Source organism: Pedosphaera parvula Ellin514, assembly GCF_000172555.1.
GTDB lineage: Bacteria > Verrucomicrobiota > Verrucomicrobiia > Limisphaerales > Pedosphaeraceae > Pedosphaera.
Genome location: NZ_ABOX02000002.1, coordinates 38,239 through 52,755, shown reverse-complemented (window position 1 = coordinate 52,755; position 14,517 = coordinate 38,239). Strand labels below are relative to the sequence as shown.

Here is a 14,517-nt window from a genome sequence, read left to right as displayed (position 1 = left end):
CATTGGTTTAGATTTAAGCATCTCGTCATCCCATGCCATCCGGCGCTCCTGACAATCCGAGATTGTCGGGAGCGAGGAATGAACTTTAGGGTTTCGAGCTTTACCGTAACACTACCAGCGTTGCACTGGTATGACACAATTGCGTCATTTGGGAAGTAAGCCGCAGCGGTCAGCGCCTGGGTGCAGTGTCCCGCCCGAGGTATTTCAGCACGGCATCCGTCCGGGTATGAACGTGAAGCTTGTCGTAGATGAACCGGATATAATTGCGCACGGTCTGCCAACTGATGTTCAACTCGGCAGCCACCTCCTTGGGTGTCGCTCCTCTGGCCAGCAACTCAAGGACTTCCCTTTCCCGGGCTGTCAATTCCGCCGTGACATCAGCCGCTTTGCTCTGAGCCGGGCTGGGGGTGCCCGCCATATTGAGATTGTGGAAGTACTCAACCATGCGACGAGCCATCTGTGGGGAAATGGGTGCGCCACCCGCCACGATGTCGCGCAGCGCTTCCAGCAAACGTGCACGAGCGACCCGCTTCAATAAATAGCCGTCAGCCCCCGCAGTCAGGGATTGAAACAGATTTTCATTGTCGTCATATGAAGTTAGCATGACCACGCGCAGCCCGGGAGTCTCTGCTTTCAACGCCCTTAGACACTCAATCCCGGATTGCCCGGGAAGATTGATGTCCATCAATACGAGATTGCAATTGGCGCCTGGGATCTGCTTCAACGCCGATTCTGCATTGGCGCAGGAAGCCACCACTTTGAAATCAGGAGTATCGGCAAAAATCTGCCCGAGAGTTTCCCGGTAGCCTGCGTGATCTTCAACGATCGCAACGCGAATCATCGGATTCATAATTGCCAATTTTGACAAGCTTATCCTGCGAAGGCCATGACGCAAATGAGGGGGAGGTTTTGTCAGGCTCTTCCAGTTTTATGGAAAACACCACCTTTGTGCCTTTACCGGGGGTGGTGACCAACTCCACCTTGCCGCCGATCCGCTTTAGGCGGAGTTGCTGGTTTCCCAAACCGTTGCCCAGACTCGGCACAGAGGTATCAAACCCACGCCCATTGTCTTCGACGCATATCACTAAATGCGGTTTATTCCAGTCGAGTCGGAGCGTGGCTTCCGTAGCCCCTGAATGCCTGAGCACATTGGCCAAGGCTTCTTTGACGGCGAGCGTCAAATCATGGCGCACCTCGGCGCTAACGGGAAATTCCGGCAGTTGACGGGGCACTTCCTGTTGCAAACGCGTTGTTCCCTCGCTAAAGCAATCTTCTGCCATCTGGCAGAGGTAATCGGCCAGTTGGCGCAGGTTGTCATTTTTCGGATTCACCGCCCAGACAATTTCGTCCATTACGCCGACGAGATGGCGCGCCCGCTTGCCAATCTGAAGGAAGCGGTCCACCGCCTGCTCTGGTCTGACCTCAGCGCCAATGTCGGACAACAAACCGATCTGCGCCAGTTCCGCCCCTACCTCGTCATGAATGTCCCGGGCGATCCGGGCGCGCTCCGAAATCACTGCTCGTTCGTGCTCCAACAGGTAAATCTTTTGTTTGGCCCGACTCCGCTCGAAATAATGCACCGAGCCAGCCATCGTAAGCCCAAGTGCGCCAACAATGGCTGCCAGAAACCATTTCCGTTGCCAAAATCGCGGAATAAGCAAATCCTCAAATGAGGAGGCAACAACCATCTGGCTGAATCTCCAACCACCCCCATAGCCACGATGAATCAGACGAATTTGATCGAAGTTCGCATTGGCTTCAAAGTTTACCACGATGTTGGTGGGTTGATTGAATTCGGTAGCCCCGATGGACAAGTCCGGATCGAGCCAGGCGGTCACCCGAGCGTCCTGGCCGGGAATGTATTCCACCCGTATGACAATGTATCGCGGAATGCCGCCTCGCATGTACTCATATGCAAAGGGCGGTTGCGGCACGCGCGAATTGAGGTCTTGAAATCCCTTGGGCGCACTGGGGACGTTTAGTGCCGAGTAAGCCATGGCCCCGTGCGCGTTGCCAATCCCGAGATGCTCGACGCCATTCGCAACCAACATAAATCCGGCCTCGAATTCACCGATCAGCTTTCCCGCCGTGTCAGAAATAGGGTTAACCAGAACGCGGAAGTATAGCGTGCCAGAGGAATTAGCCGTTTGGGGTTTGATCGCCCTGCGTAGAATGTCCTCGCCCTTTTCGTTGTTGCAGACCAGGATTTCGTCCGGATGACTCCATAGGACCGTGCCAAACGCTTCGTTGCTTCCTGTCACGAGGAGAATCAACCAAAGCAACGTTATGAAATGTAATTGAGAACTCCGCACATGTTTGTCCATTAAATACTCGCAAATGTATCCTGCCCAAGGCAAAGACAAACTCCAAGCACGCAATCAAGAGGATCACACCAGCGATAATGCCTTCCCCATCCATGCCGCCGTCTGCCCCTGGCTTCTCCGAGACAATTGACAATGTGGGCGGAGTGCCAGAACATTGTGCAGCCAAATCACTTGAACTTTCAAGTTACGAAGTGGTCGCAGAGAAGTCCAACGAGCCTGACAAATAACTCCCCGTGTAAACCCAACTTGCGTACAATTAATCTTTCAAGCTGTGCCTGCCTCAATATCTTTACGTCCTGTTCCGGACTGTATCTCTTGCTTTCATGGTCTGTCTTCATTCTTGCGGCATGACTCACTCTTCTTCCAGTCCACTTTTTCGGGGTCAGGTCAACTTCGCCTACTTCTGCATTCAAAAGCGGTAGGTTGCCCACGCTGAAAAATAATCCACATCTTTGCCTGGTGGAGTCTCTTTCAGAAATTCGCCCGCGAAGAAATGAGCGTAGGCAGCCGCGAAGACCAGATGCCGATTGAGTTGCCAGTCAATTTTGGCCTGCACCTGGCTGCCAATGTAGCTGGCATTGCTTCGCTGTCCGGAGCGCACAGGATTCACGGCCACGCCGTAAATCCCATCGCCGGTGCTTTCACGCCAGAAAAAATCCCAGTCAGCGGTGAACTGGACATGTTTCGTCAACAGCAAGCCTAGAGAGGGGTGCAGGTCGATAATGTTCGCTGGGCCGATCAAATCGGTTTCCGAAAAGTATGCGCCCCGGGGAAAAAGCCCATTAAAAGTTCCCAAGTTCGGGTTCTGCGGATTACCATCACCGCTTGCGATATCCGCTTTTAAGCCAATCCGTGGGGTGAGGGGCACGGAAGCAAAAGTATAGCCTGTATCGGAACCGGCAGTCCAGGCACTGATGTCGCCACTGCCAAAGCTTCCGAATTGGTAAATGAATTCAGAGTTGTAATCCCAACCTTCCTTCGCCCCCCAGAACCTTGTGCCAATGGAGTGACGTTCCTCACGGGCCGTGCCTTGGTTAAACGTGGCGCTTTTTCGGATTAACCCAAGGTAGTAGAAATCAATGTTCCCGCCAGGAACGATCGGCAACGGATGGACAGCATACACTCCCCAAAAAAGCTTCGCAGGGTCCGGATGGTCGTCAAAAATCCCGGGATTCGTCTCCACTGGCCGGGTGAGGAACCCATCAATCCTCCACTCGTTTCGATAAACAATTGCGCGCGCACCGTCAAAACTCTGCCGGACATTCGGCCCTTCCCGGGGTGAGATTAGTCGTTGCGAGCCGTAGCTCAATTCCTGCCGCCCAAGCCTGAGCGTCAAAGCATCTTCTGAGTCGAGATGTGCCGTGACATCCAGGAACGCCTGATGCAGATCGAATTCGTCCTTATCAGGTGGGCGGGGTCCACCGTTACGCCCGTCCTCAAGACCGCTTTTGAATTGGGTGAAGAAACGCACATTCGGCCCAAGATGCAGGTCCGCGTGGACCATGTAGCGTTGCAGCAAGTAGCCATCGTCGGTCTGTGGTCCCTTGCCCCAGTTGTAATTGCTGAAGACTTCATAGCGTTCGCGGATCTCCCCACCCAACGTAAGATAAGAGTCGCCATTTGTATTCAGCGGAATGAATTTCAAGGCGTCGAGAGGGTCGGAGCGCCGCGCCGGGTCGCGCAGATATCCATAACTCTCGTCGTAACGAATGATCCTGAATGGCGGTGGACTTGGAGGTGGTGTTGCATCGTCGGCTCGTGCGCGACAAATTCCGCCTGCCATCAGACCGGTGGTCAACAGCCACAAAATACAACGCTTACCAGACCACACGGCATCTCCGCTCGAAGCGTTCAAAACGTCATTGCACATAAAAATTGCTGAATGTGGCTTCAGTGCATTGGCTTCGGTTGAAAATGCTTCGCATTCAGCGAAAATTGTCTTCCACCCATCAAGGCAAGCGTTGTGAAAACAAGCGTGTAAAGAATCGCCAGTTGTGGATCGTGGCCTGCCAGCACGTTCTGAAGAATTGCCACACTCAGCACGCCCACCAACAGCAGCGCGTTAATTCGCGTGAGGAAGCCAACCGCGACGAATAGCGAACTGGCGAGTTGCACCAAAGTCGCTGCCACCGCGAACGCAAACGGCGCGGGGAAATGCATCTCCGCCACTGCATTCAACAGCTGCCATGCCGTGCCGTGTCGCAGGTAAGCAATCAAACCTTCCAGTTTGTGCCAGCCGTGAATGTAGAAAATCATCAGGCCCGCCACGACGCGAAGGATTAGGTGCCTGTAAGTCGTCACCAAGTTGCCCGGACATGTCGTCGGGGATTTTTTCAGCAGGGTTTTGAACATATTTGGAGTTGGAGCAATGAATTGCTCATCAGAACGCGAAACAATCGCAACCCAGCCCGAAGAAGTCGGCGTAGCGATTGCGCGCTGTTTCAGCAGCAGTGAAGAGCTGTTGCAAGGCGTGAGCGCAACCGTGCGAATGGCAGTCGGCACTGTGTTGGTGCTGCTGAATTGGTACTCCGGCTCGCGCAGCCTTACGCACGTCCAACGGCGCCCCGTAGCCGCCGAACACTTTGACGGGCGACCACTCTGGGAGCACTGGAATCGACGGTGGGGCGTGAGAGACGAATTCATCTGTGGCATGAACAATTTTGCCGCCGACCACTGTAAGGACGGATTCAATGCCTTTGATCTGATCTTCCGGGACGGAGAAAAAGTCCTCGGTAAGCGCGACGAAGTCGGCCAATTGGCCGGGTGCGATCGTTCCCTTCTTTCCACTTTCGCTCGAAAACCAACTGCTTCCCTGGGTGTAAAGCCGAAGCGCTTCCTGGCGGCTGAGCAGGTTTTTCTCGGGATACATCGAGACTCCGCCCACTGTCTTGCCCGTCACGAGCCAGTAGAGCGAAACCCACGGGTTATAACTGGCCACCCGCGTCGCGTCCGTACCAGCGCCGACCGGAATGCCCATCTCCAGCATCCTGCGCACGGGCGGAGTCCGTTCCGCTGCTTGCTTGCCATAGCGCTCCATGAAGTATTCGCCTTGGAATGCCATGCGATGCTGGATGGCAATTCCGCCGCCCAGTGCTTTCACGCGCTCGAGATTGCGGTCGGAAATGGTTTCACAATGATCGAAGAACCAATTCAACCCTTTGAACGGCACATCGCGGTTCACTTTCTCGAATACATTCAAAAAGCGCGTAATGCTCTCGTCGTAGGTGGCGTGGAGACGAAATGGCCATTTGTTGGCCGCAAGCAATGAGACAACTTCCCTCAGTTCTCCCTCAAGTGAGGTGGCGAGGTCAGGACGCGGTTCAAGAAAATCCTCAAAGTCCGCCGCCGAGAAAACCAACATTTCACCCGCGCCGTTACAGCGAAAGAAGTCGTCGCCTACACCCGGCCCCGTCATCTTAATCCAACGCGCGAAGTCCTCCTTCTCCTGTTTGGGTTTTTGTGTGAAGAGGTTGTAAGCGATGCGGACAGTCATCTCTCCCTTGCGGTGCAATTCCTCAATGATGGCGTAGTCCTCCGGGTAATTCTGAAACCCGCCGCCTGCATCGATAATGCTCGTCAGACCGAGTCGGTTCAACTCACGCATGAACTGGCGCGTGGAATTCATCTGGTGCTCCGGCGGAAGCTTGGGTCCTTTGGCAAGTGTGGCGTAAAGAATCGTGGCGTTGGGACGCGCAATGAGCAATCCGGTGGGTTTGCCGCCGTGGTCACGTTGAATTTCGCCGCCCGGCGGATTGGGCGTGTCCTTCGTATACCCGCAGGCGCGCAAAGCCGCCTGGTTCAGAAGCGCACGGCAATACAGATGCAGAATGAACACTGGCGTTTCGGGCGCGGCGGCGTTGATCTCCTCCAAGGTCGGCATCCGACGCTCGGCGAATTGAAATTCACTCCAACCGCCGACCACGCGCACCCATTGTCCGGGCGGCGTGCGTTGCGCCTGTTCCTTGAGCATTCGCAGTGCGTCGGCCAGCGACGGCACACCTTCCCAACGCAGCTCCAGATTGTAATTCAACCCGCCGCGAATGACATGCAGGTGCGAATCGTTGAGGCCGGGAATGACGCGCCGTCCTTTAAGGTCAATTACCCTGGTGTTCGGCCCGCGCTCATATTCCTCCGCGTCGTCCACACCGATGATGCGGCCGTCCTTGACGGCAAAATTCGTCGCTTCGGGATATTTCGGGTCGAGTGTCGTGATTCGTCCGTTGTGAAGAATCAGGTCGGGGAACTTTTTTGAATTCATGGGGAGGTTTTCATTTCGTCAGAGTGCAACCAGCTGTGCAGAACCCGTGTGATTACAGGCATGACAACCCAGGTCAGAAGAGCCACGACCGAGGCGTTAAAGACGGCATTGCCAACTAGAAAATTCCATGGCCGAATCGCCGGACTGATAGTCAGATTCAGAATTGTGGCGACTGGAAAGACCCCGAGAAAAGTGGCGATGGCCATTTTCCATTTCGGCAATGCACGCAATGGTGTTCCGGGCAAGGTGAACCAGCTTTCCAAGCCGGTGAGTTCCTCAACCCGGCCGCTGCCTTCGGTCAACTCCATCGCGAGTCCATTCCATTCAATATATTCAGGCGAGGTGCGAAACTCAGTGAGTGCATCGCGGTTCGCGAACTTGCGGATGATGCCGTATTCGCGCGATGCACTGCCCGGCGCGGGACGCATGATGTGAACACCCATCTGTCCAGGCAGCACCAGCGAGCGCTGTACAAATTCGTGCAACGCTCGCTCAAAGGCGGCCTCACATCCGGGTTTCACTGTGCGGGTGATGGAAACGGTGATTGTGCTCGGCTGGTTCATTGGTGTGCGTTGAGGAATTATTTGAATAACTCAAATGGCTGAACTGTTCCCTCCTCGCGACGAACCTGACTGGCGTCGCTGACCTCGAACGGCGCACTCGGCCGATTGCCGGCGGAGTCCTCGAGGTCTGGATGGGTGACCACGGCGTAACTTCCAGCCAACCACGGTCGGGCTGGAACAAAGCGCCACACGGTTTCGCCGCTTTCCAGAAGGGCGTCGCCTGCGAGACGCCGCCCGTCCGGTCCGCGTATCGCGATCAACCCTTCGGCGGACGAACTGATTGGCGCATCGAGCCGAAGCAATATGGGAATTCGACTCCCCCGCCGCGGCAGCTTAAACGTCCAGTTAGCCGGTTGTGGTGATTCAGCATCGAAGGCCGTGACCTGCCAGGCCTTGCGAATGGACTTCGCCAGTGCGGGATGATTAATTACTAACACCACCGTATCTCCGGCACGCAGCGCCCGACCGAGGTTGAGATTTGCGCCGACACCGGACTTCACCCGGCCCGGGTGCATTAAGATCGTCACTCGTTTGCCGTCTCGGCTGGGCAGAAGTAGATCGAGAAATGCGCCGCTGATCTCGACGCCGTCGACATTGGTGAGCTTGACGTGCTCGATGCTCAATGGCGGCCGCAAGGGCGTTGAAAACCGCAGCTCGATGCGCAACAGGTTTTCAGGGACGGTTGGTCCGGACGGATAGACCTGAACCGGCGACCTGGCGGCGGGTGCCACGACCGACGCTGCAAAAAGCAGCAGTGCTATGACTGCTTCGGGCGCTCTCACGGTGCAGCCCTCTTGGCCAGATCGGCATAGCCCTCGTCGGTTCGTAACATTTTGTGGACTCCGCTCCATCCGTCGTGAGGGCCGTACCTGAAGTCCTCGAAGTCATACTCGTTGACGAAGTCGCTCAGACGCAGAAACGCACCTTTGCGAATGGACATCAGTTCCATGTCGCCCGACTCCGAGTTACGTCGCAGCGCGCAAAGAAACTCCTTGTTTTGGTCGCCGAGCTGCGCGATTCCCGCCATTGGGATGGATGTGGATTTCAGGCCCAGCAGAGGTTCATTCGGCCACTTGATCGGCGTCGTGAGGCCGGGCTTGGCCGACGCTTCGGCAATTGAGGAGACCGTCATCAGGTCCGCAGATTTGTGCGAGTTTATCAGCAGGACCATTGGCCCCTGGCCCGCGTCGAAAGTCACCATATCCACTGGCGCACTACCCCACCCCAGCTCCGCGATGGTCTTGCCGGTGACGTGCGCACCGTCCTTCAAGTCTTTGAGTGGAACCGTGACGAGCGGCGTGCAGGTATACGCAGCAACCAGGCTTGGCTCACCGTTCAACGTGACGACGGCCATCTTGCGGATCGGCGCGCGGGTCTCGAACTGGTTATGCACGGCGTGGTACATCTCGATGCTGGTTGCGGTCGCATCGTCCTTGAACGGAAAGCCATAGACCCGTAGCGTTGAAGCGAATTTCTCATTGGACAAGCCGGCCACATAGAGCTTGCCCTCATGGAATACCATATCTGTCACGGTGTAGGTCGCCTCTGGCACATCACGCCAGAGGAACTTTCCCGCCACCGGACGATCTTTGATTTCAACCGAACTGTAGGGCGTTTTTGGCAGGTTGACGACAGCCACTTTTCCGGCCGCATCCACCGACACCAGCGCCGGGCTTGGAACGTCGTTGCCCCGATCAACCGAGACGGTGATGTAGGCGAGTTCCATGCCAGGGCGGAAGGCCATGTCTTCGAAGCGCAGCTTGTCTGGCTGTGAGCGCAGTGCATGTGCAATTGGAGTGGACACATTCTTCAAGTTGAACGGTTTCGCCGTGACACTGGTAGCCGGAGGAAGTTGTAAGGCATGAATCTCGCCAGCCCGCCAGTCGGCGATAACAACTGTGTTGGCGTCAACGAACGTCATCGCTCCGACAGACTTCACGGGTCCAGCCTTCGCCACACCGGCGAAGGCGCTGAATGTGAGAACCGCAACGACATACAGAATCTTGCTGCTAATTTTATAGTGACCTGGATTTTTCATATTTTTGTTGGTTGTTAATGTTTGTCTCTATTTGGCTTCGGAAGGATTCGCCCGCCAGAACTCGAAGATGGCGCGCGTGAGTTCTTCCGGACATTCCTCTGGTAGGTAATGCCCGAACCCCACGAGCACGCCACCATGCACGTTGTCGCCGAGAGGTTGCACTGCCTTCAGCAACGCGCTGCCCACGCCTCCCTCGCCGCCCAGCGCCAGAACCGGCATTGCCAGCCGGCGAGCGGCTCCATCCTTCATCTGTGCCTGCCCGGCCTCGTCAAAGAAGTCCCGGTAGTAGGTGAATCCCGCCCGCGCTGAGTCAGGGTTTGAGAACAAACGCACGTATTCGTCAAGGGCCGCCGGTTCGATCGCCCCTTTTCGGAGAATCTTGTTTGTGAAGAACCAGGACAGGAACGCACGCTCATGGCCCTGCACGAGAATCTCCGGCAGATCGTTGAGCCGATTGAAGCCGAAGTGCCAGGTCTTGAGATTCGTCGCGCTATCCGGTGCCCCCCCAGGTAGTGACGAGATGCCCGGGATGGCTGCCTCGCTGAGCACCAAGCGGCGAACATCGTGGGGGAACGCAGTTGCGTGAGCAAACGCGATCCAGGTTCCGATGTCATGGCCGACGACGTCCACGCCGCGGCCCTTCGCCAAGTCAAGGGTTTCTATGAAAGCATGCAGATCCTGCGCGGCGGTGGCCGGATCGTAGCCGGTGAGAGGTTTTTCGCTGTCGCCGAAACCGCGCGGGTCAATTGCATAGACGCGCCTGCCGCTGCGGACGAGCTCGGGAATCACGCGCCGCCACGCGAACCAGCTCTCCGGCCAGCCGGGCACGAGCACGACGGGTTCGCCATCGCCAGCGACCACATAGTGGAGCTTCACGCCGTTGACCAAAACCGTCTTGTGTTGCACTCCGGACGGGGCGCTTGGGGCTGTTCCCGGCTCGTCAAGGAAAGCGGTGATGGCCGGAATCACGAGTTCCGTGGCTTCCTCCATCAACCAATGTCCTGAACCGGGAACAACCTGGCCTCGGACATTTGAAGCGACGAGCCGGGCTTGTTCGATGAGAACATTGCCGCTGGCCTTTTCGCCGGTAAGTACGAGCACCGGCATGGGTAGTGGTGTCGCGCCCAGCCTGGCGAAGTCCTTTGCATCGAGCTCAAAGTTGCGGAAATACTCGAAGCCGGCGTGCATCCCGCCGGGTTGGGCATAGGCCTTCGCGTAAAAACGACGGTCGGCTTCGGGTATGGAGTGCTTTGGATCGGCGGCGAAGTCGTTCCAGAAGTGCTCGAAGTAAGTCCGCTCGCGCCCCTTGACCAATGCCAGCGGCACTTCGCCGTAGAAATGGAAATGCCACAAATCGCGCATGAGCCAGACGTCCTTCCAATTGCCGATGCCGGGAAGGAATGCATCCATCAACACCACGCGCTCGGTCGTTTGCGGAAACTGCGCAGCGTAGGCGTAGGCCACCATCAACCCAATGTCGTGGCCGACGATACTCACGTGGTCAAGTCCGAGTGATGTGGCGAGGTCGTGAATGTCCTTCGCCATGTTTTTCTTGTCGTAACCGGATTCCGGTTTGGCGGACTCACCCGCGCCACGCAAGTCGGGAACAATGACCGTGTGATTACTGGCCAGCAGGGGCATGATCGGAAGCCACATGTGGCTCGTTTCCGCATAGCCGTGCAACAAAACCACGGGACTGCCCTTGCCGCCGATGAAGTAGTGCAACCGCGTTCCGTTCACGTCAGCAAAATGCTCGCTGAAACCGGCAGGGACTTTACCGGCTATTGCCGGGAATGAGACGCATGCCAACAACAACATTGCGGCAAATTTTGCAGTGCCAACGATGAAGGTGCGTCTGGATGATGATAGGTTCATAGAGAAGTCTTGTAAGTTTTGTAGCGTTCTAGTGGATTGTGTGGAAACTCGGAAACAAGGTTACTGGAGACCAAGCAGGTAATGGATCAGGCACTTTCTCAGGAATCAGGTTTTTGTATCCCCGAGCCGAATAGACCGGTTTGCCGCCTACCACAGTTAATACAGATTCAATGGTCTTGATCTGTTCTTCCGGTACGGTCATGTAGTCCTTCGAGAGCAGCGCGAAATCCGCGAACTCGCCAACTTTGATGAGCCCCTTTTCAGTTTCCTCCTGGGAGAACCAGGCACTACCGGCAGTATAGAGTCGCAACGCCTCCTCTCTGGACAGTCGGTTTTCTGCTGATAGGAACTGTGCGCCGGAGGCAACTTTGCCGGTGACCATGAAATACAAGCCCAACCAAGGATTGAACGACGAGCGGGTGGCGTCCGTCCCCATTCCCACTGGCACACCTTTGGCCAGCAACAGATGCAACGGCGGCGCATGTTCAGCGTCTTGCGCTCCATAGCGCGCGAGGAAGTCGTCGCCGAGAAAGAACATGCGATCTTGCACCGCCACACCGCCACCGAGGGCCTTGATCCGATCAATGTTCCCTTCCTTGACCGTCTCGGCGTGTTCGAAAGACCAGCGAAGGCCGTTTAGTGGTGTCTTTGCGTTGACCTTTTCAATGACGTTCAAGATGCGGGCGATAGATTCATCGTAGGTCGCGTGGATGCGAAACGGCCAGCGGTTTTTGACAAACAGCGCGACGAGGGGCTCGAGCTTCTCTTCCATGTCCCCATCCTGCGTCGGACGCGGAGACCGAAAATTCTCGAAGTCACCGGCCTTCCAAAGCACCCATTCACCTGCTCCCTCGAGTTCGAACCCGTGCTCCCTGAATTCATCCAGGTTCTGACCGACCCGATTGTTCTTTATCCAGTTCTCGTATTCATCAAGCTCTTTTCCGGGATTCTGGGTGAACAGATAAAAGGAAACCCTTAGTGGAAGTTTGCGGTGCTCCACCATTGCCACAGGTGTGGTATAGTCACCAGGGAAACTGAAACCGCCGCCACCAGCGTCTATCACGCTCGTCAGTCCATAGCGGGCGAGTGTGTGAAAAAGCTGTGTTTCGCCACTCTCCGCCTCTTCCTCGCTCGGTTTTGGCAGCGTCGCGAGCAGTTTGTAGAAGAGGTTGGGACTGGGCGTGGCGAAGAAGTTTCCAGTGGGATCGCCGTTGGCATCTTTCTCAATACTCGTTCCTGGGGGAAATGTGGTGTTACGGTCTATGCCCAGCGTTTCGACCCCTTTCCGGTTCATTACTACAGCGCTGTAAAAATATTGTACATACACCGGCCGATTGGGGGATGCCGCGGTGAGTTCCTCCGGCGTGGGCAATCGCTTCTCCTTGAACTGCCATGGCGTGAATCCACCAACGACACGCACCCACTGACCAGCAGGCGTGCGGGTCGCCTGCTTGCGAATCATGGCAAGGCCCTCTTTCAGGCTTGTTAGGCCATCCCAGCGCAGTTCGTAATTAAATGAAATACCGCCGCGCAAGTAATGGGCGTGGGAGTCGTTGAGGCCCGGAATCAGACGGAGTTTTTTGGCATCGACAACCTTTGTGCGTGCGCTTTTCCATTTCAGAACCGATTCATCGGTGCCCACAGCGACAATCTTTCCGTCTTTCACCGCAAGCGCCTGCGCGATTGGCTGCGCCGGGTCGAGAGTGGTGATGGCAGCGTTCTGAACGATGAGATCGGCCTGTTGGTCCTGCGCTGCCGCAGGGTTTGGAAAAAATGAGAGAACACCCAAGAACAATGAGACATTGGTCAAGGCCGCAACCAGGGATATGTTACTTTTCATAGGATTTTTTGTCTCCGTCCTGGTCGTTTAGTTTCTGAAGGTTTGCCATGCCGCCGATACTGTTGCTTTCGGACGAAATTCGTTGAGAGTTCATTATATTTGCTTTCAGACCGATGGCCCGGACATTGCTAATTGCGCCTTCTTCATCACAATCTGCGGCTTCTGTGCGGATTGCGGCGCGTGATGCACCATCGTGTAGGCGTATTCGACGCCGATGCCGTAAGCACCAGCCTGTGATTTGAGAAGGCTCATGAGCTCGTTATAGTGATCCTTATTTTTCCAATCACGCTGCCATTCGAGCAAAGCTCCGATGGCGGTCAGACGCACGGCACCGGCCTGCACCATGCGCGAGAGAGCGGCTTCTTGTGCGGCGGGGGAAGTCGCGCCGCAACAATCCTCGACGACATAAATGTTGTACCCCGCGCCAAGCATTTCGATGGCCGGCCAGGTGACGCACACTTCCGTCCACAGACCGGTCAGGAGGATATTCTTCCTGCCCGTCGCTTCGATCGCCTTGCGGAAGCCGGCATCGTCCCAGGAATTCATGGAGCTGCGTTCGACGATTGGCTGGCCAGGAAAAACGTCGAGCAACTGTGGCCAGACGTAACCACTGAACGACTCAGTCTCGACGGCTGTGATGACTGAGGGAACGTTGAATTCCTTTGCGACTTTGGCGAGGAGCGTGACGTTATTGATCAACGTGGCACGGTCGGCATTTGCGACGCCGAAAATCATCTGCGGTTGATGGTCAATGAACACGATGGCGGAATCTGCCGGTGTATAGAGTTTGTTATATTGGCTCATGGCGCTTTTCCTTCTGGTTTGGTTTTTTTAGTTGAGGTGATTTCCCGAGGCAAAAGGGTTCGATGGTTATGCGTTGAACCCTCCATCAATCGTAAGGCTTGCTCCGGTGACGTAAGCAGCCTCAGGGCCGGCCAGGTAGGCGACCATCCCCGCAACCTCGTCGGCGTTGCCGTAACGAGGCAACGCCATAAATTGTTTCTTGAGCATCCCGGCAAATTCGCTGTTGTCCGGATTCATCTCCGTATCAATGGGGCCGGGCTGAACGTTGTTAATGGTAATTGCCCGCGCACCAAGATCGCGCGCCAAACCTTTGACAAGCCCCACGAGGGCGGACTTGCTCATCGCGTAAACGCCTCCGCCTGAAAACGGCATGCGCTCGGCGTTGCAACTGCCGATGTTGATAATGCGTCCACCCTCCTTCATGTGCTTGACCGCCGCCTGCGTCGCCACAAATACGGCACGCACGTTGACGGCGATGGTCCGGTCGAAGTCGGCGAGCGAAAAACCATCAATCGGGCCGAGAGCCAGAACACCAGCGTTATTGATCAGGATGTCAATCCCGCCAAGTTCCTTTACTGTGTGCTCGACCGCAGCGATGATGGCGTTCGCGTCGGCACTGTCAGCCTTAATGGCAATGGCTTTGACCCCGAGTGACTGCGCCATTTTAGCTACCTCATTGGCTCTGTCGGGCGAATTGGAGTAGGTCAACGCGACATGAACGCCTTCCCTGGCCAGACGTTTGACGATGGCAGCACCAATGCCACGGCTGCCTCCGGTGATTAGTGCGCGTTTATTTTTGAGTGTTTGGTTCATAG

Annotated in this window: 12 protein-coding genes and 1 pseudogene; all 13 read right to left on the bottom strand. The window is 56.0% G+C overall.

What is annotated here, in order from left to right; translation table 11 throughout:
* Positions 1–169 precede the first annotated feature (169 nt).
* The 13 genes and pseudogenes from CFLAV_RS01600 to CFLAV_RS01540 all read right to left on the bottom strand — a co-directional run bounded on the left by CFLAV_RS01600 (position 170) and on the right by CFLAV_RS01540 (position 14,515).
* Positions 170–850, bottom strand: a complete 681-nt coding sequence (locus tag CFLAV_RS01600; RefSeq protein ID WP_007412833.1) for a response regulator — start codon at positions 848–850, stop codon at positions 170–172.
* Positions 819–2,324, bottom strand: coding sequence for a sensor histidine kinase (locus CFLAV_RS01595; RefSeq protein ID WP_007412832.1), 1,506 nt, complete (start codon positions 2,322–2,324; stop codon positions 819–821). The genes CFLAV_RS01600 and CFLAV_RS01595 overlap by 32 nt, the downstream gene beginning before the upstream one ends.
* Before the next feature lie 409 nt (positions 2,325–2,733).
* Complete coding sequence (locus CFLAV_RS01585; RefSeq protein ID WP_007412831.1) at positions 2,734–4,194, bottom strand: alginate export family protein; 1,461 nt, start codon at positions 4,192–4,194, stop codon at positions 2,734–2,736.
* A 20-nt stretch (positions 4,195–4,214) separates the two neighbouring features.
* Positions 4,215–4,676: a DoxX family protein gene (locus CFLAV_RS01580; RefSeq protein ID WP_007412830.1), complete on the bottom strand. Its 462-nt coding sequence runs from the start codon at positions 4,674–4,676 to the stop codon at positions 4,215–4,217.
* A 28-nt stretch (positions 4,677–4,704) separates the two neighbouring features.
* Positions 4,705–6,582: an amidohydrolase gene (locus CFLAV_RS01575; RefSeq protein WP_007412829.1), complete on the bottom strand. Its 1,878-nt coding sequence runs from the start codon at positions 6,580–6,582 to the stop codon at positions 4,705–4,707.
* Positions 6,579–7,145, bottom strand: coding sequence for an antibiotic biosynthesis monooxygenase (locus tag CFLAV_RS01570; RefSeq protein WP_007412828.1), 567 nt, complete (start codon positions 7,143–7,145; stop codon positions 6,579–6,581). The genes CFLAV_RS01575 and CFLAV_RS01570 overlap by 4 nt, the downstream gene beginning before the upstream one ends.
* A 17-nt stretch (positions 7,146–7,162) precedes the next feature.
* Positions 7,163–7,927, bottom strand: coding sequence for a hypothetical protein (locus CFLAV_RS01565; RefSeq protein WP_007412827.1), 765 nt, complete (start codon positions 7,925–7,927; stop codon positions 7,163–7,165).
* Positions 7,924–9,183 (bottom strand): hypothetical protein, encoded by a 1,260-nt coding sequence (locus tag CFLAV_RS01560; RefSeq protein WP_007412826.1) that lies wholly within the window; start codon positions 9,181–9,183, stop codon positions 7,924–7,926. The genes CFLAV_RS01565 and CFLAV_RS01560 overlap by 4 nt, the downstream gene beginning before the upstream one ends.
* Before the next feature lie 27 nt (positions 9,184–9,210).
* The gene (locus tag CFLAV_RS37530; RefSeq protein WP_283950761.1) at positions 9,211–10,011 is read right to left on the bottom strand and encodes an alpha/beta fold hydrolase; all 801 of its coding nucleotides are present in this window, start codon (positions 10,009–10,011) and stop codon (positions 9,211–9,213) included.
* Positions 10,012–10,122: 111 nt separating this feature from the next.
* Positions 10,123–11,058 (bottom strand): annotated as a pseudogene (locus CFLAV_RS37525) (alpha/beta fold hydrolase); the annotation flags it as partial.
* A 28-nt stretch (positions 11,059–11,086) separates the two neighbouring features.
* Positions 11,087–12,898 carry an amidohydrolase gene (locus tag CFLAV_RS01550; protein WP_007412824.1) on the bottom strand — a complete coding sequence of 604 codons (1,812 nt, stop codon included), beginning with the start codon at positions 12,896–12,898 and terminating at the stop codon, positions 11,087–11,089.
* Between the two features lie 105 nt (positions 12,899–13,003).
* Positions 13,004–13,702: a hydrolase gene (locus CFLAV_RS01545; RefSeq protein ID WP_007412822.1), complete on the bottom strand. Its 699-nt coding sequence runs from the start codon at positions 13,700–13,702 to the stop codon at positions 13,004–13,006.
* Between the two features lie 66 nt (positions 13,703–13,768).
* Positions 13,769–14,515 (bottom strand): 3-oxoacyl-ACP reductase family protein, encoded by a 747-nt coding sequence (locus tag CFLAV_RS01540; protein WP_007412821.1) that lies wholly within the window; start codon positions 14,513–14,515, stop codon positions 13,769–13,771.
* Positions 14,516–14,517: the final 2 nt, after the last annotated feature.

What these genes read in the sequence shown, in the direction of transcription:
- CFLAV_RS01570 (WP_007412828.1), bottom strand. Translation starts at nt 7,145, where the DNA reads ATGAACCAGCCGAGCACAATCACCGTTTCCATCACCCGCACAGTGAAA.
- CFLAV_RS01600 (WP_007412833.1), bottom strand. Translation starts at nt 850, where the DNA reads ATGAATCCGATGATTCGCGTTGCGATCGTTGAAGATCACGCAGGCTAC.
- CFLAV_RS01560 (WP_007412826.1), bottom strand. Translation starts at nt 9,183, where the DNA reads ATGAAAAATCCAGGTCACTATAAAATTAGCAGCAAGATTCTGTATGTC.
- CFLAV_RS01580 (WP_007412830.1), bottom strand. Translation starts at nt 4,676, where the DNA reads ATGTTCAAAACCCTGCTGAAAAAATCCCCGACGACATGTCCGGGCAAC.
- CFLAV_RS01550 (WP_007412824.1), bottom strand. Translation starts at nt 12,898, where the DNA reads ATGAAAAGTAACATATCCCTGGTTGCGGCCTTGACCAATGTCTCATTG.
- CFLAV_RS01595 (WP_007412832.1), bottom strand. Translation starts at nt 2,324, where the DNA reads ATGGACAAACATGTGCGGAGTTCTCAATTACATTTCATAACGTTGCTT.
- CFLAV_RS01575 (WP_007412829.1), bottom strand. Translation starts at nt 6,582, where the DNA reads ATGAATTCAAAAAAGTTCCCCGACCTGATTCTTCACAACGGACGAATC.
- CFLAV_RS01585 (WP_007412831.1), bottom strand. Translation starts at nt 4,194, where the DNA reads ATGTGCAATGACGTTTTGAACGCTTCGAGCGGAGATGCCGTGTGGTCT.
- CFLAV_RS01540 (WP_007412821.1), bottom strand. Translation starts at nt 14,515, where the DNA reads ATGAACCAAACACTCAAAAATAAACGCGCACTAATCACCGGAGGCAGC.
- CFLAV_RS01545 (WP_007412822.1), bottom strand. Translation starts at nt 13,702, where the DNA reads ATGAGCCAATATAACAAACTCTATACACCGGCAGATTCCGCCATCGTG.